The organism is Yersinia sp. SCPM-O-B-9106 (C-191), assembly GCF_026183365.1.
Classification (GTDB): Bacteria; Pseudomonadota; Gammaproteobacteria; order Enterobacterales; family Enterobacteriaceae; genus Yersinia; species Yersinia rochesterensis.
Genome location: NZ_CP110791.1, coordinates 1,018,840 through 1,041,579, shown reverse-complemented (window position 1 = coordinate 1,041,579; position 22,740 = coordinate 1,018,840). Strand labels below are relative to the sequence as shown.

The following is a 22,740-nucleotide window of genomic DNA, read 5'->3' as shown; positions in this document are numbered from 1 at the left end:
TACTCGGTTAGCAGAAAAAACCCAGCACTCAGAATTCATTTTTATCGGTCACTGAATGCCCGATCAGTTACTAAATAAGCGGACGTGCGCTTTCACGTGTACCGCCGCCAGAACATCCACAATAGGGACATAAGAAGACATCTGGTTAATATCGCCAATTTCGGCAATATCACAGAACTTCTCAATGTCGTGGTTCAATTCAAACAAGATATGTTGTGTGTCGAAATGGGTTACGCGCATCAACCGCATGGCCGCACTTAATATCGTCATCGCCACGCCATATTGGTGCATCACCACCACTTCGCGCTGCCCTATCCCCTGTGCTGCCATGACTACCGCCTGAGTGACCGGATAAGTCCCTGCGGTATTGCCACTTTTTATCTGCTCCAGCCACCAGCTGATCAGCGGATGCTCCACCACGTGGATTGACATCTCCGCCAACTTTTTCCCCATACGGGTTGCCATCAAGCGGCTTTCTTCATTTAATTTACGGTTATGCACGGCCCAATCAGCACGGATAATATCGTCACGAGAGTCGGCTACCACTGCTCGGTGGGCAACAACAACCCCCATTCCATCACAGCTGGCAGCCTGCTTTAGCGCCGTCAAAACAAAGCCTTTTAACGTCTGCACGTCATGCACGACGCCTGTTTGAATGGCAGATTCCACACCATTGGAAAACGTAAAGGCCCCGACCGGCAGAACGGAATCACCAAATTGCATGATACGAATGAGGTCTGATGCATTCATTGCGGTGCCTCCCTGCGTGAATCAGTGTTTATGGTCGTGGTCATGATCGCCGTGGCTATGACTGTGGTCATGGTCATGGTCATGTGAATGCCCATCACCGTGGGAATGAATCGCGTGAATATGTAAGCCGGAACCATGGGGTTCATCCAAAGGGCTGGCGACATGAACATGAGTATCGGTATCTTCAGCACCGCCAAATAGCAGGCGCGCTTCAGAATTACTGAGCAGCGGCAGAATTTCTGCCCCCTTAACAAAACGGAAAGGTAAATGCTGGAAGCCATGGGTTCTCATCACGGAATCCATCATGGTGGTGGCTACCGTCAGAGGCACATAAACTTCATTATGTTTCGTTACCGCTTTCCAGTGCTGGTTACCCAGTGCATGCCCCAGCTCAAAACAGGTTTTAATCAGTTCATCTGGAGAACGACTTTTCAGTTCACTCAAGTCAATCACCATGACATCGCGCAAATTGATTTGCACCACTACGGCGACACGGTTTTTTTCATCCCATGCCAGCACATCGCCATCAGCAAGGACGACGTGTCGATCGAGCGAAATACCGAGATCTAATCCCTGAGTGCTGAGTTTACGGCAGCGACTTTTTTGCGCTTCCCGTTGATCCAAAACCAAGAGATCAAAAGTGGCGTCTTTGAGCTTCTCTTGCCAAATCGGATCTTTTTTCACATTGCCAAGAATGTGCTCTATCAAAATCATGTTATTGACTCCTTGCCTGTATTTTTGGCAAAAGCCAGTTGCCCAAAGTAATAAAATCCGTTTATGTGCCACTCATCCCAGCCATTTTCGCGGCCCATCCTTGAGCCAGATGACACTTACCCTGGGCAAGCTGAATACTTAAGAACTGGATTTACATCCAGACTCATCCGTTAGCCAAAGCTTTTACTAACCAAAGCTTTCATTAACCAAAGCTTTCATTAACCAAAGAAGTAGCGTTGGTTCATTGACGCGGTCTCAATTGGCTCACAGGTGGCATGTACGCCGTTCACTTTCACCGCAAAGGTTTCAGGGTCCACTTCAATGTTTGGTGTTTGGTCATTACGCACCAAGTCATGTTTAGAAATGGTACGGCAGTTTTTAACCGCTATAACCTGACGATCCAGCCCAGCTTTCTCTTTCACACCGTCATCCAGTGCAGCCTGAGAAACGAAGGTGACGCAAGTGTCTTGCATGGTTTTACCCATGGCACCAAACATTGGACGGTAGAATACCGGTTGTGGCGTCGGCAATGATGCGTTCGGGTCACCCATCGCCGCCCAGTTGATCATGCCACCTTTGATAACCATTTTAGGTTTAGCGCCGAAGAAACGTGGGTCCCACAGCACCAGGTCGGCCATTTTGCCCACTTCAACAGAGCCGATGACATGGCTAACACCTTGCGTAATCGCCGGATTAATAGTGATTTTTGCCACATAACGCAGGACGCGGAAATTATCGTTGCCCGGCGCATCTTCTGGCAATTTGCCGCGAGATGCTTTCATCGCGTTAGCGGTTTGCATGACACGCAACCAGTTTTCCCCAACACGCCCCATGGCTTGTGAGTCACTGGAGAACATGGAGATAACCCCCATATCGTGCAGGACGTTTTCTGCCGCGATGGTTTCCGGGCGCACACGGCTTTCGGCGAAGGAGACGTCCGCGGGCACATTCGGGTTAAGGTTATGACACACCATAATCATGTCGAACAGTTCGGCTTGACTATTGACCCCATACGGCAGGGTTGGGTTAGTCGAACTTGGCAGTACGTTAGGCTGGCTGGCGACGCGAATGATATCCGGCGCATGGCCCCCACCCGCACCTTCAGTATGGAAGGTATGGATTGTGCGGCCTTCGAATGCATCAATGGTATCTTCAACATAACCACATTCATTCAGGCTATCGGTATGTACCGAAACCTGAATATCCATCTCATCTGCCATCCGCAATGAATGTCGGATCGCATTGGCTGTCGCACCCCAGTCTTCGTGGACTTTATAGCCGACAACACCGGCGATCGCCTGTTCTATCAATGGGCCACGGCCGTAAGAGTTACCTTTACCCAGAATACCGATGTTGACAGGAAGACCTTCGACTGAGCGCAGCATCTGGCGGATGTTCCACGGGCCAGGTGTTACCGTCGTCCCATTGGTACCATCGGTTGGGCCAATACCCCCGCCGAAGAAAGTCGCCACACCATTAGATAGCGCATGGTAAGCCTGCTGCGGAGAGATTAAGTGAATGTGACTATCAATACCCGCGGCGGTCAGAATCAAATGTTCACCGGAAATAGCATCAGTGCTGACACCCACCACCATGCCAGGTGTCACGCCATCCATCACGCCTGGGTTGCCGCTTTTACCTATCCCGGCAATTTTGCCATCACGGATGCCAACGTCAGCTTTAATCACCCCTAAGCGGGCATCAACAATAGTGACGTTGGTTATCACTAAATCCAGTACGCCATTATCACGGGTTAGATGGTTATTGGCGCCCATCCCATCGCGTAATGACTTACCCCCGCCGTAAACTGACTCTTCACCATATCCACGCAGGTCTTTTTCGATTTCGATAAACAGATTGGTATCACCCAAACGGATTTTATCGCCCGTCGTTGGGCCAAATAGACCCGCGTATTCTTGCCGAGAAATTTGAGGCATCTGTCGCTCCTTTTCCGGTGCGTGTAGTTGTTAGCTAAATAGTTTTATAACTAAATACACGTATGCGAATTTCGATGATTTTTATTGAAATAAAGTGTCATTTAGACGATTTGAAACCACGCTCAGCCGCGCGGCGGATAGCTTCGAGCTTATCCGGGCGCTCGCTATTAGGCACCACGCCCTCACCGGTCCAACCATCCACCAGGTTATTAAAGCCATACAGTGTTTGCTTGCCACCGAAAGGGATCAGCGGAACTTCGGTTTCATCACCGGGTTCAAAACGGATTGCAGTTGTTGAAGAGATATTCAGTCTTTTTCCGTAAGCCGCAGCACGGTCAAACTCCAGAGCGCGGTTAACTTCAAAAAAGTGGAAATGTGAGCCAATTTGTATTGGCCGGTCACCAGTGTTACGGACCTTCACTTTAGTAACAGGCTTATTCTCATTAAAGGTGATCGGCGTATCAGCTAAAATGCAGCCACCGAGCGGGGTATTTTGTTCTGAATAAGCGGTACTTGATTTCGTTCCTCTGTTCGTCTTTGTGCTCGTTGCCTTTGCGGTACTTGCCTTTGTGGTATTTGTTTTTGTGCTCATGCTTTAATCCTCTGCAATGTTCAGTTCAGGTTTTACTCGCATGCTGCCGTCATTCATTTAATGGGGTCGTGCACCGTGACCAAACGGCTACCGTCGGTGAAAATTGCTTCAACCTGAACATTTGGAATCAAATCAGCCACGCCGTCCATCACATCATCTTTTGTGAGAACTTTACTGGCTTCTTTCATCACATCTTCTACAGATTTGCCATCTCTGGCCCCTTCCATTGCAGTCACTGTGATAATAGAAACGGCCTCCGGATAATTGAGTTTCAAGCCACGCGCTTTGCGTTTGAACGCCACATCAGACAGCGTGTAGATCATGAGCTTTTCAACTTCTCTTGGGGTGAGCTGCATAAGCCCTCCTGTATCGTGTTAAAAAAGTGAAAGTGAGAAAAACAACCAACTGAAGACGACCAATAACCGCAGTGGCACAGTTGAGAATCACAACTGTGTTAGTCGGGTTATCCCGTCAGATTTATTTGTATGATGATTTGTTCGGATAGGTGTTTTTTACCGCTTTTAGTTATCTCAATCAATAGTAAAAGAGTGTTCATTAATAATTTCTTACTAAAACAGAAAAGAATAACTGCCTTTATCCATAGTGAAAGATACAGAGGAAAATCGATTAATCGTTTGCGTTCTATAGCTAATGTCATAGCTACTAAATCCCTGTATTCAACACCTAGTTTCGGTCTATTTTTTTGTAGCAGAGATGTCTATAAATCAATATTTTGCTATAAAAAAATCATCTCTAACCAATATAGACCAAAACCTGAAAAATTCATTACTAATTGAAAATTTAATAAAAATTGACGTGTAAAACACAAAGAAACCAAAAAATAACCATATAAAATCAATATGATATATTAAAATTTCTATTGGTTTATATTTGTCGCGAATGAAGTTTTCATGGAATTTAAATAGAGGGTTTATGCTAAAAAAATATTTAGGATAAAAAGCAAGCAGGATAAATCACAAGGAATATCAACCTTGTAAAATGATGTATAAAAACACACCCCAACATTAGAAATACTCTGGAATTAAGTTCACACTCATTACAAATGAATATTTACCGGCACATCATCGCAATGATAAAACCTTATCCATCCGCTATGTTAACAGTTACTCCTCCTATCTGGCAGATAACAGTTTTAACTATTTAAAAATAACATGACCCTAGTCAAGATATTTTTAATTTTATGTCTATAAAAACTACTTATTTAGTCAACCATTATTACTTTATTGTAGATTTTTTATTTACCTCCCATTAATGATCACCGAATTCAGCCTGTTTTTATCATGGACAAACCGAGATGAGGATTTAGCTCTGGCCGCGAATAAGGCGGTTTTTCATGCTCTCTTTCAGGTATCCATATACGTGAGCAGACTTTCTCCAATAGGGATTTATTGTGGCTGAAAACAATTAATCCTAACGGGCGGCGGGCGGCCTCCTCCAATAAAACTAGCCAAATTTGTGCTTGAACATGGGCATCTAATTGCGCGGTGACTTCATCGGCAATCAAATAACGGGTTCGGGGATCCAAAGCTCTCAACAGGGCAATGCGGGCTAATTCCCCGCCAGATAATTCATCAGGCCGCCGTTTTAGCCAAACCGGATTAACCACCATTCGCTCAAGCCACTGTGCATCAGGCCGCCAGGCATCATGCAAACTCTCACCTGTTGTCCGATAAGGATTGAAGCTTTGTTCAGGATGCTGAGGTACTAATTGAACAGGGCAATAACCCTTTTTAGCCAGTGGCGCGCCATTGATTAAAATTTGCCCTGATATTGCCGATTGCCATTGTGCCAACACCCGCCCCAAGGTGGTTTTACCAAAACCACTGGGTGCTGAAATCCCCAATCGCTCTCCCGGTTTCAACGAAAATGAGACCGAATCCCACAGCCGTTTTCCCCCTTGATCAATAGTCAGGTGGTCGACACTAAACATATTCTGCCACCTCCGCTGGCGATATCGGCTGGCTGACAAATTGCTGCTCCGGCAATGCCGCCCATAGTGATTGCAACCACGGGCTACCGCCGTTATTTTTCAGCTCATCGGCACTCAATGTTTCGTGCAATTCACCTTTATGTAACACCGCAATTTTATCGGCAAACCGCGCTGCCAGCGCCAAATCATGAGTGACCCATAAAATCCCCCGCCCTTGCTGGCAAAAAGCGCGCAAATGGGTCAGTAGTTGGCAGGCGTGCTCATCATCCAGCCATGAAGTCACTTCATCAGCCAGAATATAGCGAGCATGGGTCAGGGTTGCACAACTGGTCAGTACCCGTTTTGCCATGCCGCCAGAAAGTTGGCGCGGAAAGTCATGTATCAACCCCGGTGCGAGATTATAGGTTTGTAGTTGCATCGCGACATCTTCCAGCCGCAGTTTTACGCCACTGAGTTGTGCTGCACGGGTCATTTGCGACCCCACTTTTATCAGGGGGTTCAAGGCACTAACCCCTTGAGGGACATAACATAATGTTTTGCCGCGCCGCTCAATTTTGTCTTGCGCGCACAAAACGTCGCCATCCAGAATAATCTCGCCACGGCAACGCATGTTTTCTGGCAACAACCCCAGCGCACTTTGCAAGAGCAGACTTTTACCCTCACCACTGCCGCCGACAAGCGCGACTAACTCCCCAGGGTTCACCTCCAAAGAAATATTACTCAGTAAAGGGTGCCAGCTTTTTCGACCAAGCCAACGATAATGAGCAACATCAATGGCAAATTTTGAAAATCTCAACATCAGGCTATCCTCACCCAGAGTTGTTGCAGTGATCGGGCAAACTGGTCAAATATCAATACCAACCCGACCAAAATCAGACCTGGGAAAAATGCTAGCCACCATGCACCACTGCTCAAATAACGAAGTGCATCGGCCAATAAAATCCCCAACGACGGCTCATGAGGTGACAACCCAAACCCCAAGAAACTGAGTGCCGCGCTGTGTAACACTGCATGGGGGAACATCAGCAGCGTGCCAACAATCCACTGTGGCAGTAATAACGGTAGCAGATGATGACGCCAACGGTAGAAATTACTGTTACCTAAACGATGTGAAAGCATTACATAGTCAGTTTCACGAATACGCAAAATCTCGGCGCGCAAAATCAAGGCCAGTTTCGGCCAGTGGGTTAATGCCACCGCCAAAATAACGCCGTGCTTCCCTCCCCCTAAAGTGAAGCAAATCAGCACCAATAACAGTAAATGCGGCAGGGCCAACATACTGTCAACCAACCCACGAATCAGATAATCCAATGTTTTATTTATTGAACATAAACTGGCAGTAATCATCGCCAACAAACCACTGGCAAAGGCAGCAATCAAGCCAATTTGCAGGCTAGTGGTCATTCCCTGAAAACAGCGCAGCCACAGATCACGGCCTAAGCTGTCAGTTCCAAACCAATAGGCCAATGACGGCGGTTGGCGGCGGGCCATTAAATCCATTGGGATTTCAATAGGGTATATCGCCCAGCCATAGATAATTAAAATGGTTAATAGCGCTAATGAAACAAAAAGCCGAAATAAAGCTCGATTTGGGTTATAAGTCATAATTGCCGCGCAGCCCCTCTATTCAAGCGGTGTAACAGCACATTGGCAATGCTGTTCCCACAAAAGACCAAGATGGCGCAAAACATGACAATCCCCATCAATAACGGAATATCGCCGTGTAACCCGGCATCAATGGTCGCCTGCCCTAACCCTGGGTAGGCAAAGACTTTTTCTGCTAATAAAGAACCGCCCAATAATTCACCTACCGAGGCAAATTGCAGACACAGCGCCGGAGTAATGGCATGGCGCAAAATATGGAAATTGACTAAGGGCCAGCCTTTATCCCCTTGCGCTTGTGCATAGCGGATAAATTCACTGTTCATCACTTCGGCCACTTTGGCGCGGGTATGTAGCGCAATATTACCAACCCCCAACAATCCTAAGGCCAACATCGGCAGAATAAGATGATGCAGTTTGTCACTCCAACTGGCGGTTTCCGCGTTACTCCCAGGGGTCCATGCACAGCAAATGGGCGCCCAATTCAGTTTTACTGCAAATAATGACAACAGTAATAAACCAATCCAAAAAGTGGGTAATGACGCTAATAAATAGGACAAACTAGAAATCACACGATCCGGCCAGCGGTTAAGGTAGCGCCCCGCCGTCAGCCCCATCAATAGCCCGACAATGCCAGAGAATAACCAAGCCGAGAATAGCAATGCAAACGAGGTAGCAAAACGCTCGCCGATGACTTGTGAAACCGGCGCGTTGTACAACATCGAATAACCAAAATCCCCTTGTAATACTTGAGTAAACCAGTGCAGGAAACGCTGCCACAAAGGTAAATCCAGCCCCCAACGTGCAGCAATCAGTGGATACTGCTCCGGTGGAACATGCAGCAAATCACTACCAATATAGGCGCGGATTGGGTCAACTGGGGAGAAACTCAGTAACGTAAAGGTGCCGACTGCCGTAACCAGCAGCAGGCAAGCTAAACGCAGAGTAAATAGCGAAAACCCTTTCATTACTGACAAGTCCATTTCCAGCTATCAAGGCTATTGAGCAGCGACCACGAGCCGTGGATTTCCGGCGCTCCCTTACCTAAATCGACACATTTATTCGCCAGATAAGTATGCTGAATATTCAGTAACCATGCCCATGCCGCATCGCCACGAATACCGGTACCGGTCGTCCCATCCCAATCCACTTGTTGCCAGAACGGCACGGCTTGCTGCCAGGTTGGGGCATCCAGCGCTTGTTGCAGATGTTTATCCACTACCGGGTTCTGATAGTAGCCAGGATTATAATATTCCACACCCGCCGCTTTGCTGCTGTAATGATGATAAAGCTCCATCGGGTCGAGGCTTCCCCAACCAAACAGGGTAGGATTGGCATGCATATTCCGCTCTACGGTTTCCCAACTACCGGATTTCAAATCAACCTCAATACCGATAGGTTTGAGCATGGAACGTATCGCCTGCGCTAAGTCGCGGCGAGTGGTGTCCCCGCTGGTATACCAAAGTGTGATTTTGGCCGGGACGCCATTTTTCTCTCTGATACCCGCACTGTTTAGCGTCCAGCCAGCTTGCTCCAATATCTGTTTGGCTGTTTCAATATCACCATCTTTGATGGCAGAATCCGGATTATTCCATGGCAAACCCTGCACGCCGGTATAGGCGGGGATTGCATGACCCTCCATGATTTGGTCGGCCAACAGTTGGCGGTTGATGGCATAGTTAATGGCACGGCGAATCGCGACATCCGCAGTGACATCATTCCCAATCGGGTAACCCTGTGCATCCTTTTTACCTGCCGGAAGGGTCGGGAATACGATGCCGCGGTTTTCTACACTTGGCCTGACCCATAACTTCATATTATTAACCGGGCCAACCGCCATGGATGGAGGAATACGGACGACACCTAACTGCCCACTTTGGGCTGCTGCAAAAGCACTGTCTTCATCAAGGAAAACAAAAATTAGCTTATCGAAATCATTTTTATTACCCGAATAGTAAGGGTTCGCTTCGACAATCATTTGTTGGCCCGGCTGGAAGCTCACTAGGCGGTAGGGGCCAGCACCAATAGGCTTTTGTGCATAGGTTTTTGCGTCGTATTTATCCGCTGAAACAATACCCAGTGAACCCAAAACATTCACAAAAGTGCTTTGTGGCGCTTTCAGTTGAATACGAACATTAACAGGGTCAATTTCTTCTGCGCTAAGGAAGTTACCCATATCAACTTTGCCGCCGCTGGCCGCCGCATTATTGTAAGTAAACACCACATCTTTGGCTGTCAGAGGTGAACCGTCGGAGAATTTGAGGTCAGGTTTAAGTGTCAGAGTCCAGGTTTTGCCGTCATCGCTGGTTTTATAGTCATTCAGCAAAAAACTATTCCAGCTGAGATCTTCATTTTGTTTGAGTAAAGGGCTATGCAGCAGCAGATAACTCCCATGGCTCCAGCCGAGCATGGGGTCAAAACCTTCGGTCGGCTCATCACCGATAGCCAATTGTAGTGTGTGAGTTGTGGCACTCACTGGAACAGAAAAAGCACTTAATAAAGCGGCTGTCAGCAAGGTATTTCGGAGCCATAGACGTTTAGACATGAATCATCCTTTGATAAATTAGCTAGCGAATATAGGGCATTGCCTGTCAGACAAAGATTCAACAAGTAATTAAGCGTAGCACTAAACATTAATATGGGTAATACACACCATAATTAGCATTAATGACTAATCTTCACCTTATTTATTGGTGCATTAAAGTATTTATGTGACAAATATCAGGTTTAGATGAGGGAAATCAAAAAAAACCAAGGCAGAAATAAAATGCATTATAAATAAAATTGATCTACATCTATAAAAGTCACAAAAAACAGTGAGATCAAAAGGGTAGGAATAATCTTTCTCCTGCGAATTAGCAACAACATTTGCCTATTAGTCACCCCAAACCAAGAGACTCAACCTATTAGTTAGGCTGCTTACTAGTTAGGGGGGTAATCGAAGTGATGAATGACATCTCAATTCCTTTGGCTATCATCATTTATTCAAAATAATCAGCAAGAGCACGAAATAATAAAATTAGCCCCGGCGACACACGATTATCCACTAATTAAAAGTTATCATAGCCGGAATGAGAAGAGAGTGATTAAGTAGACATTCTTGAGTATAGAAATGTCTTTAGTGCCTAATCTGAAAGCAATTATCTTTTATTCCCCTCCACTCGATTGAACAAAAAATAACCATCACATTGCTCAAAAAGAATTCTAACGGTCAACTGAATACAAAAGACTGACTCTGGAGGTATGAATATTTGGAAGACAGGAAAAGTCCCCAATTTCGCTCGGATTAATCTGTTAGTAATAAATATTAACATAATGAAACTATTTAATAGTGACTTATATTAAAAATATTAATATAGCGCGAATATATTGGGTTTAGGGCTATTGATAGAAAAGTTTACTGTGGAGTTTGATATGTCATTTCGTAAAAATAATCACTAAATGGCAGTTCATAAATAGCATGGGTACTTTCCAATAGTGGAGGCAAAACTCTCGACTCGCAGTGTATCGAGTCTTCGGTGGGATATTCGCGCTGACAATAACCCCGAGGGCTATCAATAAAACCCATTTTTGGAGTTCGTTTGAGCACCAGAACTTTCCCTTCATTAACATTCGCCTGAGGCTCAATGAAAAAGAAGCTGAATTGTGATACCAACGCAGTGATGATAATTGCCACCACGACCACCCACAGATAAACAGAGCGCATACTGAATTCCCGAAATGAACTAAACCGCGACTACTCTACCAGCTACTCCATAATAAGTGCCAAGAATAATAGTGATAATGACAGCGATTCACAAGAAAGAGAGGCAAATTCAAAGATGGCAACCACAGCTAGCTGTATCACCGATTTTATCAGCCAAATCATTCAAAGATAGCCCCTCATCGCGCCATCCCGTCACCCCGCCGATCATCTCTTTAACCCTATAACCATATTGGCTAAGTTTGACCGCCGCACGGTGAACACCGTTGCAATGTGGCCCGGCGCAATAAATGACAAATAAAGTTTCTATTGGATAATGAGAAAGCAAAGTTGCATCCATTAATCGGTGGGGAATATTGATAGCGCCCGGCACATGTGCCGATGCAAATGCGGCCTCATTGCGCACATCGACCAAAACAAAGTCCACTGTCCCCTGTTGCTGGCTGGTGTATACATCCGAGCAATCAGTTTCAAATACCAAACGCTGAGAAAAGTGCTGCAATGCCCGGTCAGGAGAGGCCGGGGGAGTCTGGCTCACTAAGCTGCTCATATGATGTCTCCATTAAATATTTTGAAGCATCACTTTATGAAATAATATAAGCCAATTACAGTGGCAGAAATGACAATAAACCACTGAGATCCGCCAATGAATCATTTAGCTTCCCATGGTGTGAAACAAGATCCCGGTCTGGTCGCGACCTTGGCTTATGACGGACTGTGCTTGTTTGAGTTCGGTATTGCGCAGGAAATATTCGGTCTGGCTCGCCCAGAATTTGATTTCCCTTGGTATCAGCATCAAGTGGTTGGTGTCGATAAACATATTTCCACGGCCAATGGTCTTTTACACATTCAAGTTGATGCCGGGATAGCCTTGCTGGAACAGGCTAAAACCATTGTGATCCCCGGCTGGCGCAGCCCTGACTCCCGCCCTTCACCGGCGCTAATTGATGCATTACAGCAAGCGTTCGCACGCGGCGCACGTATTATTTCTATCTGTTCCGGTGTTTTTGTGCTGGCAGCGGCGGGGTTATTACGCGGTAAAAGCGCCACTACACATTGGCGCTACACCGACTATCTGGCGCAGCATTATCCCGATATTCGTGTCGATGCGAATGTCCTGTATGTCGATGAAGGACAAATTATTACCTCGGCAGGTAGCAGCGCCGGTATCGACGCCTGCTTACATCTGATCACCCGTGACTTTGGTACCCAAATCGCCAATCAGGTGGCTCGGCGGTTAGTGATGGCCCCGCAACGCCGGGGGGGACAACAGCAATTTATTCCCACGCCGGTCGTCAAAGAAACTCACCGCGATATGGCGAAATTGATGGAGAAAGTACGCGAAAGTCTGGATGAAAATTGGTCAATTAATCAGATGGCGGCACAGTTAGCGCTCAGTGAAAGAACCTTTTTACGGCATTTTTATCTGGCAACCGGCCAAACCCCTAAAGTTTGGTTACAACACGAGAGAATGCATAGAGCGAAGGAATTATTGGAAAGGGACCAAATCAATATTGCAGGTATCGCCGAACATTGTGGATTTCAGACTATTGAAGGTTTTAGAAATGCATTTCGCCAAATAGTGGGGATCACACCCGCAGTATATCGGCGGCAGTTTAAATATTCGGAATAATAAAAAAGCCACATTCAACTAAGAACGTGGCTTTCTATTACAGCGAAACGTGTATTACAGCAGTGTAAATTACAGTGCGATTACGTTTACAGCTGAAGGGCCTTTCTGGCCTTGCTCGATGCTGAACTCTACGTTCTGGCCTTCATCAAGAGTTTTGTAATCAGTACCTTGGATTGCAGAGAAATGTACGAATACATCTTTGCTGCCGTCTGCTGGAGAAATAAAACCAAAACCTTTACCTGCATCAAACCATTTTACTAAACCAGTCATTTTAGTAGACATAGAGATATTTCCTTCATTATTTTGTGCCAATACGTGGCAATTGAGGTCTGTTTATCAAGAGTTACTTATGGGGGCACTAAAGAAGGAAATTCGTCGGAGAAGTGATGTCTAAAAATATCGCTTTAACTAGGAACTGCTTTACTTAAATGGCTTACATAAATAGGTCTGTACCACAAACCGATGAAAGTATTAACGCATGCTAAGACATTAATAGCAAGGCTTATTTATTTCATGGATTAATGAAAGATTAAAAAAAATTGTGATAAAACATCACAGTTATGTTGCTAATACCTGCAATGAAAGACACATTCTAGCGGGTGAGGTTATGCTCAGATTTCGCTATACTGCCACTGAAAATCGGAAGCCGTCATAAAGGAAAAGCAATGATAATGCGTGAGATTGAAACCAAGTTTCTTAATGCAATGAGTGAGTTGCAGTCAACTTTTGAAAAGCAACATCAGACATGGCAGGCAAGTTACAACGCGCTGCAACATGAGCTGGAGCAGTCAAAAGCGCGGGAAACAGCATTGCGTGCTAAAAATGACATGCTACTGAGAAAGCTTAACACCGCGAATACCTTGCCCGAGCAACATTCTCTGGTCAGGCAGATCAAAATGCTGGGTGCTCACCTGGATGCACTAGCGAAAGATGCCGCCGCGTTTAACCACCATCTGAATAATCAGCAGAAAAATAGTGATAACTTCAGTGGCAATAATCAGTAATCATTTCGTTGATTTATCGAGGACGGCGATTTAACAGCCAGATAATTTTACGTTGTCAATTTCACCTTTTATGGCGCAAAGAAACACTACATGACGTGGATAATTATTGCTGTTTTAATCGTGGTTTTTATTGTGGGTTATCGTGTAATGACCTCAGATACTCGCAAAGCCGTGGATACGCTGGCTAATTTACTGAAGATAAAACCAATTTATATTGAATCAATGCTGCAAGAAATGGGGCAGCGTCAAACACAAATGTTTATTCGCTCCACCAGCAATGGTTATGCCGAAGATGTCAGAAAGGCGGCTTATCTGGTCTTTATCTACCAAACCTTTATCAAAGACCCTTCCGACGAAAATGTGATGCAATGGCGAAATACGCTGGTTCGCTCGCATATCTCCCCCATGCTAACAGCCGAACATACTGAAGCGGCTTTGTTCTATTTTGCTGAGTTGGATTTGGATGCCTTTGAATTAGCGCAATTTCGCCGCAATTATAATCTGCAATTTAACCAAGAAGCCGACGCCGTGCTGCATTAATGATGGCATTACGGCGCGCTGAAATAGAGTGCGGCAAGGATAGGAAAAATTTACGGGAACATACTGTTCAGGTAGCGCAATAACATTTCTCTTGAGCTAAAACCGTGGGCAATACCGTAGCGATCTTCTGTTTCCCCAGCAAGATAAAGCGGAAACTCGGGATACTTATCACTGATACGAAGTGTTGCCGTGGGTGTGGCAAACAACAAACTTTTCTCTTTTTTCGCTGGGTGGATAATTAATGCTGTCCTGCCCATGCGGGCTTCTCGGTTGACATAAACGTAATGCTCCGCTTTCCGATAACCGTAAGCCTGATCAACCGTATAATCCCGCATAAAGCCAGCACTCTCCAGGACTCTAGCCACTTCATCTGGCCGCAAATACATGTGTTTCCCCTTTTTTTAACTACTATTGAGCGACCTTACCGTAATAAATAAGGGAAACCACGTCTTTATTGGCTCAAACCGACTATTTCAGAATAGTCTACACGCCATCAAGCCGGATGGCGTTATCTCGGCGCTGTTGTTGCTGTAATAACCGCAGTATGAGCAATACTCCGAAAGCCACAATCAATGCCGCCCCCCAAATCAGTAACAAACCGACGATTTCTATCAGGAAAGAAACCACAGTCACTTTCAAACCACCATGACGGTCAATACTATTGCTGAATAACAGCCGGATCCCGACAAATGCGACACTGAACAACGTCAGAGAGAATGCAGCACCGCCCCCTTGCTATTGATTGACGCCTACTATTTTATTACCCCCAATGAGTCACTGAATCTGGGCGGCGAAATGGGAAAAATTGCATCAACAAACCGTGCAGCAAATCATAACCTATCTGTATCGGCAGCATATTTTGCCTTGATGTTAGATGACCGAATCGGTGAGAAACAGCGCACAGGCGAGTGATACACCACACAGTGTGATCACACTGAAAATCAGTTCGAACAGATAGCGATTGATCATGATGATTAGCCTATAAAAAAAGACACCCGGTATTAACCGGGTGTCTAAAGTTGGCTCGACTGTGCGGGGCAATATCGCCCGCCTTCCGGCGTTATTATGCAGCTGGCGCAGTTACTGATTTTTTAGCGGCTTTATGGTGTTTTTTAGCGGCTTGTGCTTTTTGAGCTGGTGCTTTTTTCACATGTTTTTTAGCAGCCTGTGCTTTTTGAGCTGGTGCTTTTTTCTCGTGTTTCTTAGCTGCTTGTGCTTTTTGCTCGGTAGTTTGTTTAGTTGCTTTGTGTTTTTTGTGATGAGTTGCTTTAGCTGGTGCAGCTTTTTCTGCAACTGGAGCAGCAGCAGTAGTGCTGGTTGCAGCTGGTGCTGCTGTAGCGGCCGCAGTTGTTTCGGCAGCGAAAGCAACAGAAGACAGACCCATGGTTGCAGCAACGATCAGCGCTAATACTTTTTTCATTTTAAAATCCTCAGAGTTTGTTTCGCTAAGCCCCCGGTGGGGCCGTTGGAAGAATCATAGAGGAATGGATTTTTTCTTTCCGTGAGTGATTGGTTTCGCTGAGTAACCAAATGTACAAAGCATGTTCTTACTGTTTATTGCCTATTCGGATGACTCCTGAAGCTGAGTACCGATGCTGTGATGGTCTATGCTTAATGTTCATCAAACAGAACGGAGAGTCAAATGTTCAGGAAATCAGAAAAAGTGGAAAGAGATCTCGATCAGGACGTTACCCTTCTGGCGGATACTCTCGACGATGTTTTGCGCTCATCAAGTGACAAAACAAAAGAGGAACTTACTAAGGTGCGCCACAATGCTGAAGGGGTCTTACGCGATGCCCGAGCGCGTTTCAGCGGCTCGACCAGTTTGAAACAACATGCGCGTGATGTTGCCGGTAATGCCGATAGTTATGTACATAATAAACCTTGGCAAGGTGTCGGTATTGGTGCTGCTATAGGCCTGGTACTGGGTGTGCTGCTGACTCGCCGCTGATATCTTTTTGCTGGCCGATAAACCCACAGCCCACCACCCTCATTGCTGTGTCTACGGTGGTTTTGCTGTTTGTTTATCGGTGGCCCGGGTGATATTCACGGCGGGCTAGGTTTTTATGACGCCGATATCTTATGCTCCCGCTAAAATCACTTTCGCCAAGTTAGCGACCTGTTTGTCGACCTCAGCTTCAGAAATAAAATTGGTAAACCCCATCAGCAGTGCATTATCCACCCGGCTGTTTCTTTCCAATGCCCAGTCTGACACGGCTTCAATCGCCAACCCTTGGCGCTGTGCGCGCGCGGCAACCATGCTGTCGGAAAAACGCCGATCCAGCCGAGCCAACAATTGAATTCCGCCCGCCTGTTGTTCAACATCTATAACCCCCGCCAATTGGCGCATTAGACTAACTGCCAGCATTTCACGGCGCTCAGCATACAAATGGCGCATACGTTTAAGATGGCGGTAAAAGTGCCCCTGATGAATAAACTCCGCCACACTGGCCTGTATCAGTGGCGGGCTGGCACAGCTGCGCAGTTGGCAGCGGTGATTAAAAACAGCCACCTGCTCAGGTGGCACCACCAGGTAGGCCAGCCTTAGCGCAGGAAACATCACCTTACTGAATGTACCGGCGTAAAGCACTCTCCCGTGTCTATCCAGGCTTTTCAATGGAGGAAGTGGCCGCCCCTGATAGCGAAACTCACTGTCATAGTCATCCTCAACTATCCAAGATTGCTGTTGCTCTGCCCACTCCAGCAGAGCAATACGCCGCGCTAAACTGAGCGCCACACCCAGTGGGCTTTGATGAGCCGGAGTGATGATAGCGAAGCGTGCATTTGGGCAATCATTGATTGCGGCCATCACATCCATGCCATCACTGTCGACATTGACCGGGTGCGGAAGAAGCCCAGCCTCGCGGATCAATTGCTGAGTGGCGGGATATCCGGGGTTCTCCAGCCAACCGCGATCGCCCGGTTTCAATACCGTATTGACCACAAGATCCAGCAATGACTGATAACCCGAACAAATAAATACCTGTTCAGCTTGGCAGCTAAATCCTCGAGATAACTGCAAATAATGGGCGATTGCCTCACGTAAAGCCGGTAATCCGGCCGCGGGAGGGTGTCCGAGAGAGGTGGCGGTCAGGTTATGCAACTGTTTGCTCATCAGCCGCCCCCATTGCGCCCGTGGGAAAGCATCCAGCGCCGGTAGCCCCAGTTGGAAGGGCCGCGCCATCATACGGTCGGCGGATAAAGAATGATTAACCACAATCGGTTGCTCGCATTGTTCAACCATATTTAGGGGAAGTAGAGGAGCATCGAGTAATTGAGCGGAAACATAAGTCCCCCCCTGCCCACGGCTTTGTAAAAAGCCTTCGGCAATTAATTGTGCATAGGCATTTTCCACTGTTCCCCGCGCCACGCCCACCTCGCTGGCCAGCACTCTCACTGAGGGCAAGCGCGTATCTGGCAACAGTGTGCCCTGAACTATTGCATCTTTAATCCGCTGATAAATCTGCCGATATACGGGTTCTTTATGTTGGCGATCCAGCTTAAACAGATGTGAAAATGCTTTCATCATGGCCCACTAAAATAAGTCATTTATGGCCCTATAGTATAGGCCATAGTGTTGCTAAAGTAGCATCCATTGCAGAGCCAACATCACAGGTAAATATCATGGTTGAACAACGTCTTTATTTTTCCGAACTCTCGCCAGTCACCTACAAAGCGCTGGTCAGCGCCTCTATGTCACTCGATAAAAGTTCGTTGCCAAAAACGCTGATAGAATTGATTTTTATGCGGGTATCACAGATCAACGGCTGTGCATTTTGCCTGGATATGCATGGCAAGTTCTTGCGCGATCATGGTTTTGACAATGCCAAAATGGATGTCATCGCTGGCTGGCGGCTCAGTAATCTGTTTAGTGAAGCTGAGCGCGCGGCATTGGATTGGGCGGAAGCAGTGACTCACATCACCACCAGCGGCACACCTGACAGCACATTTAATGCTTTAAAAGCGCATTTTTCTGATGCCCAAATTTCTGACTTAACTTTCGCTATCAGCATTATGAATGCTTTTAATCGATTAGCCGTTAGCCTGCGCCAGTAAAACGTCCGTGTTAGTAAATAGTCATCCCCACCAAAATCCTGCGCTATAAATATTTTTATCCTGCTGACTATCATCAAACTCTACCGCCAGCCCCGTGCTGGCGGTCTTGTCTCTGAGTTCCCCCTACCCCTGATCAAATTACTACATATAGTGTGGTTGAATTAAATAAACACTAGATATAGTATTTAATTTATCACCTGCGAGAATGAAATCGAGGTTGATAATCGGGGCAGGTAGTCGAGAGATACTAATAGTCTGCTAATTTTGCCTTTTCTCAAGATTGAACCGGAATGCAAATCATGATCATTATTATTTACAGTAAACCCGATTGTGTCCAGTGCAATGCCACTTATCGTGCATTGGATAAACAAGGAATTACTTATCAAGTTGTTGATTTAACTGAAGATCAACAAGCTTTAGACCATGTGAAATCTTTGGGTTATCAACAGGTTCCCGTGATTGTCGCAGGTGATGAGCATTGGTCTGGCTTCCGCCCAGACAAAATAAATGCATTGGTTCAGGCGGTCGGTGCCTGATGAGGGCAACACAATGAATCCGTTGGTGTATTTTTCCAGCTCGTCGGAGAACACCCACCGTTTTGTCGGAAAGTTGGCACTCCCGGCAATACGCATTCCCATTGCGGGGGCGCGGGAAAAGTTACGGGTGGAGCAGCCCTATATCTTGTTGGTACCCAGTTATGGCGGTGGCAGCCCGGTCGGGGCGGTGCCTATTCAGGTCATTAGATTTCTGAATGATCCCCATAACCGCTCATTAATTCGCGGTGTTATTGCTGCGGGTAACACTAATTTTGGCGACGCCTATTGCCTGGCGGGGAAAATTATCTCCCAAAAATGTCAGGTTCCTTATCTGTATCGTTTTGAACTACTGGGTACAGCAGAAGATGTGGCAAACGTTCGCAAGGGAGTAACTGAATTTTGGCAACGACAAAACTGAAAATCACCCATCCATCCAACAGTGACCTAGACTATCACTCACTGAATGCGATGTTGAACCTCTATGATGCCGACGGGCGTATCCAGTTTGATAAAGACCGCCTGGCTGCACGGCAATATTTCTTGCAACACGTTAATCAAAACACCGTGTTCTTCCATAATTTACAGGAAAAACTCGATTATCTGGTTGAAGAAGGCTATTACGAGAAAGAGGTGCTGGAGAGGTATGATTTCAGCTTTATCAAGAGCTTATTCCAACAAGCTTACAGTAAAAAATTTCGCTTCCCAACCTTCCTTGGCGCGTTTAAATACTACACCAGCTATACCCTGAAAACTTTTGATGGCAAACGCTATCTGGAGCGCTATGAAGACCGTGTTTGTATGGTTGCCCTAACATTAGCCGCCGGTCATCAACAAGTTGCACGAGATTTAGTCGAAGAAATCATCTCTGGCCGCTTCCAACCGGCCACCCCTACTTTCCTCAATTGCGGCAAGAAACAGCGCGGTGAATTAGTTTCCTGCTTCTTGTTGCGCATTGAAGACAATATGGAGTCCATTGGCCGCTCCATTAACTCGGCGCTGCAATTATCTAAGCGCGGCGGCGGTGTCGCTTTCCTGCTGACCAATATTCGCGAAGTGGGTGCGCCGATTAAACGCATTGAAAATCAATCATCTGGCGTCATTCCCATTATGAAAATGCTGGAAGATGCTTTTTCCTATGCCAATCAATTAGGGGCTCGCCAAGGTGCCGGAGCGGTCTATCTCCATGCCCATCACCCTGATATTTTGCGTTTTCTTGATACCAAACGCGAAAATGCCGATGAAAAAATACGCATTAAAACTTTGTCATTGGGAGTGGTTATACCGGATATCACTTTTGAGTTGGCGAAGAATAATGAAGAAATGTACCTGTTCTCTCCTTATGACGTAGAACAGATTTACGGCGTCCCTATGTCGGAAATCAGTGTCAGCGAAAAATACCGCGAGATGGTTGATGACAAGCGTATCCGAAAAAGCAAAATCAAAGCGCGTGAGTTTTTCCAAATTCTGGCAGAGATCCAATTTGAGTCCGGTTATCCTTATATGATGTTTGAGGACACCGTGAACCGCGCCAATCCGATCAAAGGCCGGATCAATATGAGTAACTTGTGTTCAGAGATTTTGCAGGTTAATTCACCAACTGAATACAATGACGACCTTAGTTATCGCCATATTGGCAAAGATATCTCCTGTAATCTTGGTTCGCTGAATATTGCCCACACCATGGATTCACCAGACTTTGGTAAATCGATTGAAACCGCCATTCGCGGGCTAACGGCGGTCTCTGATATGAGCAATATCCGCTCAGTGCCATCAATTGAAAAAGGTAATCAGGAATCCCATGCCATTGGCCTGGGGCAAATGAACTTGCATGGCTATCTAGCGCGCGAACGTATTTTTTATGGCTCAGAAGAAGCATTAGATTTCACCAATATCTACTTCTATACCGTGGCCTACCACGCCATTCGCGCCTCCAACCAGTTGGCGATAGAACGCGGCAGCTACTTTAAAGGTTTCGACGAGTCGGCTTATGCTTCGGGCCACTATTTTACTAAATATATAGAACAAAGCTGGCAGCCTAAAACAGCCAAAGTGCGCGCACTGTTTGCCGACGCAGGAATTTCCGTTCCAAATCAACAGGATTGGGCAGATTTGCGCCAGTCAGTGATGGTGCACGGAATTTATAACCAAAACTTACAAGCAGTGCCCCCGACGGGATCTATTTCGTATATCAATCACTCGACATCCAGCATCCACCCGATTGTCTCCCCAATTGAGATCCGCAAAGAGGGCAAGATTGGCCGCGTGTATTATCCAGCACCTTATATGACTAACGATAATCTTGAATATTATCAGGATGCTTATCAGATAGGGCCGGAGAAAATTATCGATACCTATGCTGAAGCTACCCAGCATGTTGATCAAGGGCTGTCACTGACCCTGTTCTTCCGCGATACCGCCACGACCCGCGATATCAATAAAGCGCAGATATATGCTTGGAAGAAAGGGATTAAAACCATTTATTACATCCGACTGCGTCAGATGGCGCTCGAGGGCACGGAAGTTGAAGGTTGTGTTTCCTGCTCATTGTAATAAATAAAATGGCTAATAAGGAAGTGATGATATGAGTGCAACAAAAATAATAAAACACGTTAGCGCCATCAATTGGAATAAAATTGAAGACGATAAAGATCTGGAAGTCTGGAACCGCCTGACGGCTAATTTTTGGTTGCCGGAAAAAGTCCCACTATCCAATGATATTCCCTCTTGGGCCAAGCTAACTGCCGAGGAGCAACAGCTGACTATCCGCGTTTTTACCGGCCTGACGCTGCTTGATACGATTCAAAATACCTTGGGCGCACCAGCGCTGATCAAAGACGCAATCACTCCCCATGAAGAAGCGGTATTTTCCAACATCAGCTTTATGGAGGCGGTGCATGCCCGCTCTTATAGCTCTATATTTTCTACCCTTTGTTCAACACCTGATGTAGACGAGGCTTACCGCTGGAGTGAGGAAAATAACTCGCTACAAAAGAAAGCCCATATTATCCTCGAGCATTATAATAATGACGACCCTCTGAAGAAGAAAATTGCCAGTGTATTTCTGGAATCATTTCTATTCTATTCTGGTTTCTATTTACCTATGTATTGGTCAAGCCGCGCCAGATTAACCAATACCGCCGACCTGATTCGGTTAATAATTCGCGATGAGGCCGTTCACGGCTATTATATCGGCTATAAATTCCAGAAAGGATTAGAGAAAGTTGATATTAGTCGCCGCCAAGAGATAAAGAATTTTGCCTATAATTTGCTGCAAGATTTATATGACAATGAAGTGCGCTATACCGCAGACCTTTATGATGGTGTCGGCTGGACAGAGGATGTCAAAAAATTCCTCCATTACAATGCAAATAAAGCATTAATGAATTTAGGTTATGAAGCCTTATTTCCAGCAGATCAGGCCAATGTCAACCCGGCTATTTTGGCGGCATTATCACCCAATGCTGATGAGAATCACGATTTCTTTTCCGGCTCTGGATCATCATATGTTATCGGTAAAGCAGTCAATACTGAGGACGAAGACTGGGATTTCTAAGCTTTCTTAACTTGCACATTCTCCCCTTTTCATTCGCACGACAAAGGGGAGATTCCGCCCCACTTGCCGTTATGATGAACTGGCCCGATTCAGCAGCCAAAACCTAAATTCTCATTGAGTGCCCTATTCGGCTACAGGCCAGAGTATCAGGGGGATTCAGCGCCGTTAC

25 protein-coding genes and 1 pseudogene are annotated in these 22,740 nt (G+C 46.1%); 9 read left to right on the top strand and 17 right to left on the bottom strand.

Annotated features, from left to right (window positions below; translation table 11 throughout):
• Positions 1–63 precede the first annotated feature (63 nt).
• From OP863_RS04670 to OP863_RS04615, 12 genes are all read right to left on the bottom strand, one after another.
• Positions 64–750: an urease accessory protein UreF gene (locus tag OP863_RS04670; protein ID WP_038635686.1), complete on the bottom strand. Its 687-nt coding sequence runs from the start codon at positions 748–750 to the stop codon at positions 64–66.
• 21 nt (positions 751–771) lie between these two features.
• On the bottom strand, positions 772–1,464 hold the full coding sequence (gene ureE, locus OP863_RS04665; RefSeq protein ID WP_145589556.1) for an urease accessory protein UreE: 693 nt from the start codon (positions 1,462–1,464) through the stop codon (positions 772–774).
• Positions 1,465–1,682: 218 nt separating this feature from the next.
• On the bottom strand, positions 1,683–3,401 hold the full coding sequence (locus OP863_RS04660) for an urease subunit alpha (RefSeq protein ID WP_145589557.1): 1,719 nt from the start codon (positions 3,399–3,401) through the stop codon (positions 1,683–1,685).
• Between the two features lie 97 nt (positions 3,402–3,498).
• A complete protein-coding gene (gene ureB, locus OP863_RS04655; protein ID WP_038635694.1) occupies positions 3,499–3,993 on the bottom strand; it encodes an urease subunit beta in 495 nt (164 codons plus the stop codon).
• A gap of 53 nt (positions 3,994–4,046) precedes the next feature.
• Entirely contained in the window at positions 4,047–4,349 is a 303-nt protein-coding gene (locus OP863_RS04650; protein WP_002215288.1) for an urease subunit gamma, read from the bottom strand.
• Positions 4,350–5,278: 929 nt separating this feature from the next.
• Positions 5,279–5,944 carry an ATP-binding cassette domain-containing protein gene (locus OP863_RS04645; protein WP_038635700.1) on the bottom strand — a complete coding sequence of 222 codons (666 nt, stop codon included), beginning with the start codon at positions 5,942–5,944 and terminating at the stop codon, positions 5,279–5,281.
• The gene (locus tag OP863_RS04640; RefSeq protein WP_145588915.1) at positions 5,937–6,743 is read right to left on the bottom strand and encodes an ATP-binding cassette domain-containing protein; all 807 of its coding nucleotides are present in this window, start codon (positions 6,741–6,743) and stop codon (positions 5,937–5,939) included. The genes OP863_RS04645 and OP863_RS04640 overlap by 8 nt, the downstream gene beginning before the upstream one ends.
• A complete protein-coding gene (locus OP863_RS04635; RefSeq protein ID WP_042562330.1) occupies positions 6,743–7,549 on the bottom strand; it encodes an ABC transporter permease in 807 nt (268 codons plus the stop codon). Before OP863_RS04635 ends, OP863_RS04640 begins: the two co-directional genes overlap by 1 nt.
• Positions 7,546–8,514, bottom strand: a complete 969-nt coding sequence (locus tag OP863_RS04630; protein ID WP_072089037.1) for an ABC transporter permease — start codon at positions 8,512–8,514, stop codon at positions 7,546–7,548. Before OP863_RS04630 ends, OP863_RS04635 begins: the two co-directional genes overlap by 4 nt.
• Entirely contained in the window at positions 8,514–10,091 is a 1,578-nt protein-coding gene (locus OP863_RS04625) for an ABC transporter substrate-binding protein (RefSeq protein ID WP_145588914.1), read from the bottom strand. The genes OP863_RS04630 and OP863_RS04625 overlap by 1 nt, the downstream gene beginning before the upstream one ends.
• 852 nt (positions 10,092–10,943) lie before the next feature.
• Complete coding sequence (locus OP863_RS04620) at positions 10,944–11,252, bottom strand: hypothetical protein (protein WP_038635712.1); 309 nt, start codon at positions 11,250–11,252, stop codon at positions 10,944–10,946.
• 109 nt (positions 11,253–11,361) lie between these two features.
• Complete coding sequence (locus OP863_RS04615; RefSeq protein WP_038635715.1) at positions 11,362–11,799, bottom strand: rhodanese-like domain-containing protein; 438 nt, start codon at positions 11,797–11,799, stop codon at positions 11,362–11,364.
• 96 nt (positions 11,800–11,895) lie between these two features.
• Between OP863_RS04615 and ftrA the strand changes: the two genes are divergently transcribed.
• Positions 11,896–12,882: a transcriptional regulator FtrA gene (gene ftrA, locus OP863_RS04610; RefSeq protein WP_265525938.1), complete on the top strand. Its 987-nt coding sequence runs from the start codon at positions 11,896–11,898 to the stop codon at positions 12,880–12,882.
• A gap of 69 nt (positions 12,883–12,951) precedes the next feature.
• On the opposite strand, the gene OP863_RS04605 is transcribed toward ftrA, so the two are convergent.
• The gene (locus OP863_RS04605) at positions 12,952–13,164 is read right to left on the bottom strand and encodes a cold shock domain-containing protein (RefSeq protein WP_038635721.1); all 213 of its coding nucleotides are present in this window, start codon (positions 13,162–13,164) and stop codon (positions 12,952–12,954) included.
• A gap of 383 nt (positions 13,165–13,547) precedes the next feature.
• Here OP863_RS04605 and OP863_RS04600 point away from each other — a divergent pair, with 383 nt between their 5' ends.
• Together OP863_RS04600 and OP863_RS04595 are read left to right on the top strand one after the other, a co-directional pair.
• Positions 13,548–13,886: an MbeD/MobD family mobilization/exclusion protein gene (locus OP863_RS04600; protein ID WP_038635724.1), complete on the top strand. Its 339-nt coding sequence runs from the start codon at positions 13,548–13,550 to the stop codon at positions 13,884–13,886.
• Positions 13,887–13,976: 90 nt separating this feature from the next.
• Positions 13,977–14,426 carry a DUF1198 domain-containing protein gene (locus OP863_RS04595; protein ID WP_004390382.1) on the top strand — a complete coding sequence of 150 codons (450 nt, stop codon included), beginning with the start codon at positions 13,977–13,979 and terminating at the stop codon, positions 14,424–14,426.
• 50 nt (positions 14,427–14,476) lie between these two features.
• Here OP863_RS04595 and OP863_RS04590 read toward each other — a convergent pair whose 3' ends face one another.
• The 3 genes and pseudogenes from OP863_RS04590 to asr all read right to left on the bottom strand — a co-directional run bounded on the left by OP863_RS04590 (position 14,477) and on the right by asr (position 15,846).
• Positions 14,477–14,812 carry a DUF2002 family protein gene (locus OP863_RS04590; protein ID WP_145591412.1) on the bottom strand — a complete coding sequence of 112 codons (336 nt, stop codon included), beginning with the start codon at positions 14,810–14,812 and terminating at the stop codon, positions 14,477–14,479.
• A 97-nt stretch (positions 14,813–14,909) separates the two neighbouring features.
• Positions 14,910–15,152, bottom strand: a pseudogene (locus OP863_RS04585) (hypothetical protein); the annotation flags it as partial.
• 337 nt (positions 15,153–15,489) lie between these two features.
• Positions 15,490–15,846: an acid resistance repetitive basic protein Asr gene (gene asr, locus OP863_RS04580; protein ID WP_145588912.1), complete on the bottom strand. Its 357-nt coding sequence runs from the start codon at positions 15,844–15,846 to the stop codon at positions 15,490–15,492.
• A 222-nt stretch (positions 15,847–16,068) separates the two neighbouring features.
• On the opposite strand from asr, the gene OP863_RS04575 reads away from it, so the two are divergent.
• Positions 16,069–16,377 (top strand): DUF883 family protein, encoded by a 309-nt coding sequence (locus tag OP863_RS04575; RefSeq protein WP_038635735.1) that lies wholly within the window; start codon positions 16,069–16,071, stop codon positions 16,375–16,377.
• A gap of 129 nt (positions 16,378–16,506) precedes the next feature.
• On the opposite strand, the gene OP863_RS04570 is transcribed toward OP863_RS04575, so the two are convergent.
• Positions 16,507–17,955, bottom strand: coding sequence for a PLP-dependent aminotransferase family protein (locus OP863_RS04570; protein WP_265525937.1), 1,449 nt, complete (start codon positions 17,953–17,955; stop codon positions 16,507–16,509).
• A 95-nt stretch (positions 17,956–18,050) separates the two neighbouring features.
• Here OP863_RS04570 and OP863_RS04565 point away from each other — a divergent pair, with 95 nt between their 5' ends.
• From OP863_RS04565 to nrdF, 5 genes are all read left to right on the top strand, one after another.
• Complete coding sequence (locus OP863_RS04565; protein WP_145588910.1) at positions 18,051–18,482, top strand: carboxymuconolactone decarboxylase family protein; 432 nt, start codon at positions 18,051–18,053, stop codon at positions 18,480–18,482.
• 299 nt (positions 18,483–18,781) lie between these two features.
• On the top strand, positions 18,782–19,018 hold the full coding sequence (locus OP863_RS04560) for a redoxin NrdH (protein WP_038635744.1): 237 nt from the start codon (positions 18,782–18,784) through the stop codon (positions 19,016–19,018).
• A gap of 13 nt (positions 19,019–19,031) precedes the next feature.
• Entirely contained in the window at positions 19,032–19,436 is a 405-nt protein-coding gene (nrdI, locus tag OP863_RS04555; RefSeq protein ID WP_038635747.1) for a class Ib ribonucleoside-diphosphate reductase assembly flavoprotein NrdI, read from the top strand.
• The gene (gene nrdE, locus OP863_RS04550; protein WP_265525936.1) at positions 19,418–21,568 is read left to right on the top strand and encodes a class 1b ribonucleoside-diphosphate reductase subunit alpha; all 2,151 of its coding nucleotides are present in this window, start codon (positions 19,418–19,420) and stop codon (positions 21,566–21,568) included. The genes nrdI and nrdE overlap by 19 nt, the downstream gene beginning before the upstream one ends.
• A 31-nt stretch (positions 21,569–21,599) precedes the next feature.
• Positions 21,600–22,571: a class 1b ribonucleoside-diphosphate reductase subunit beta gene (nrdF, locus tag OP863_RS04545; RefSeq protein ID WP_038635753.1), complete on the top strand. Its 972-nt coding sequence runs from the start codon at positions 21,600–21,602 to the stop codon at positions 22,569–22,571.
• Positions 22,572–22,740 lie beyond the last annotated feature (169 nt).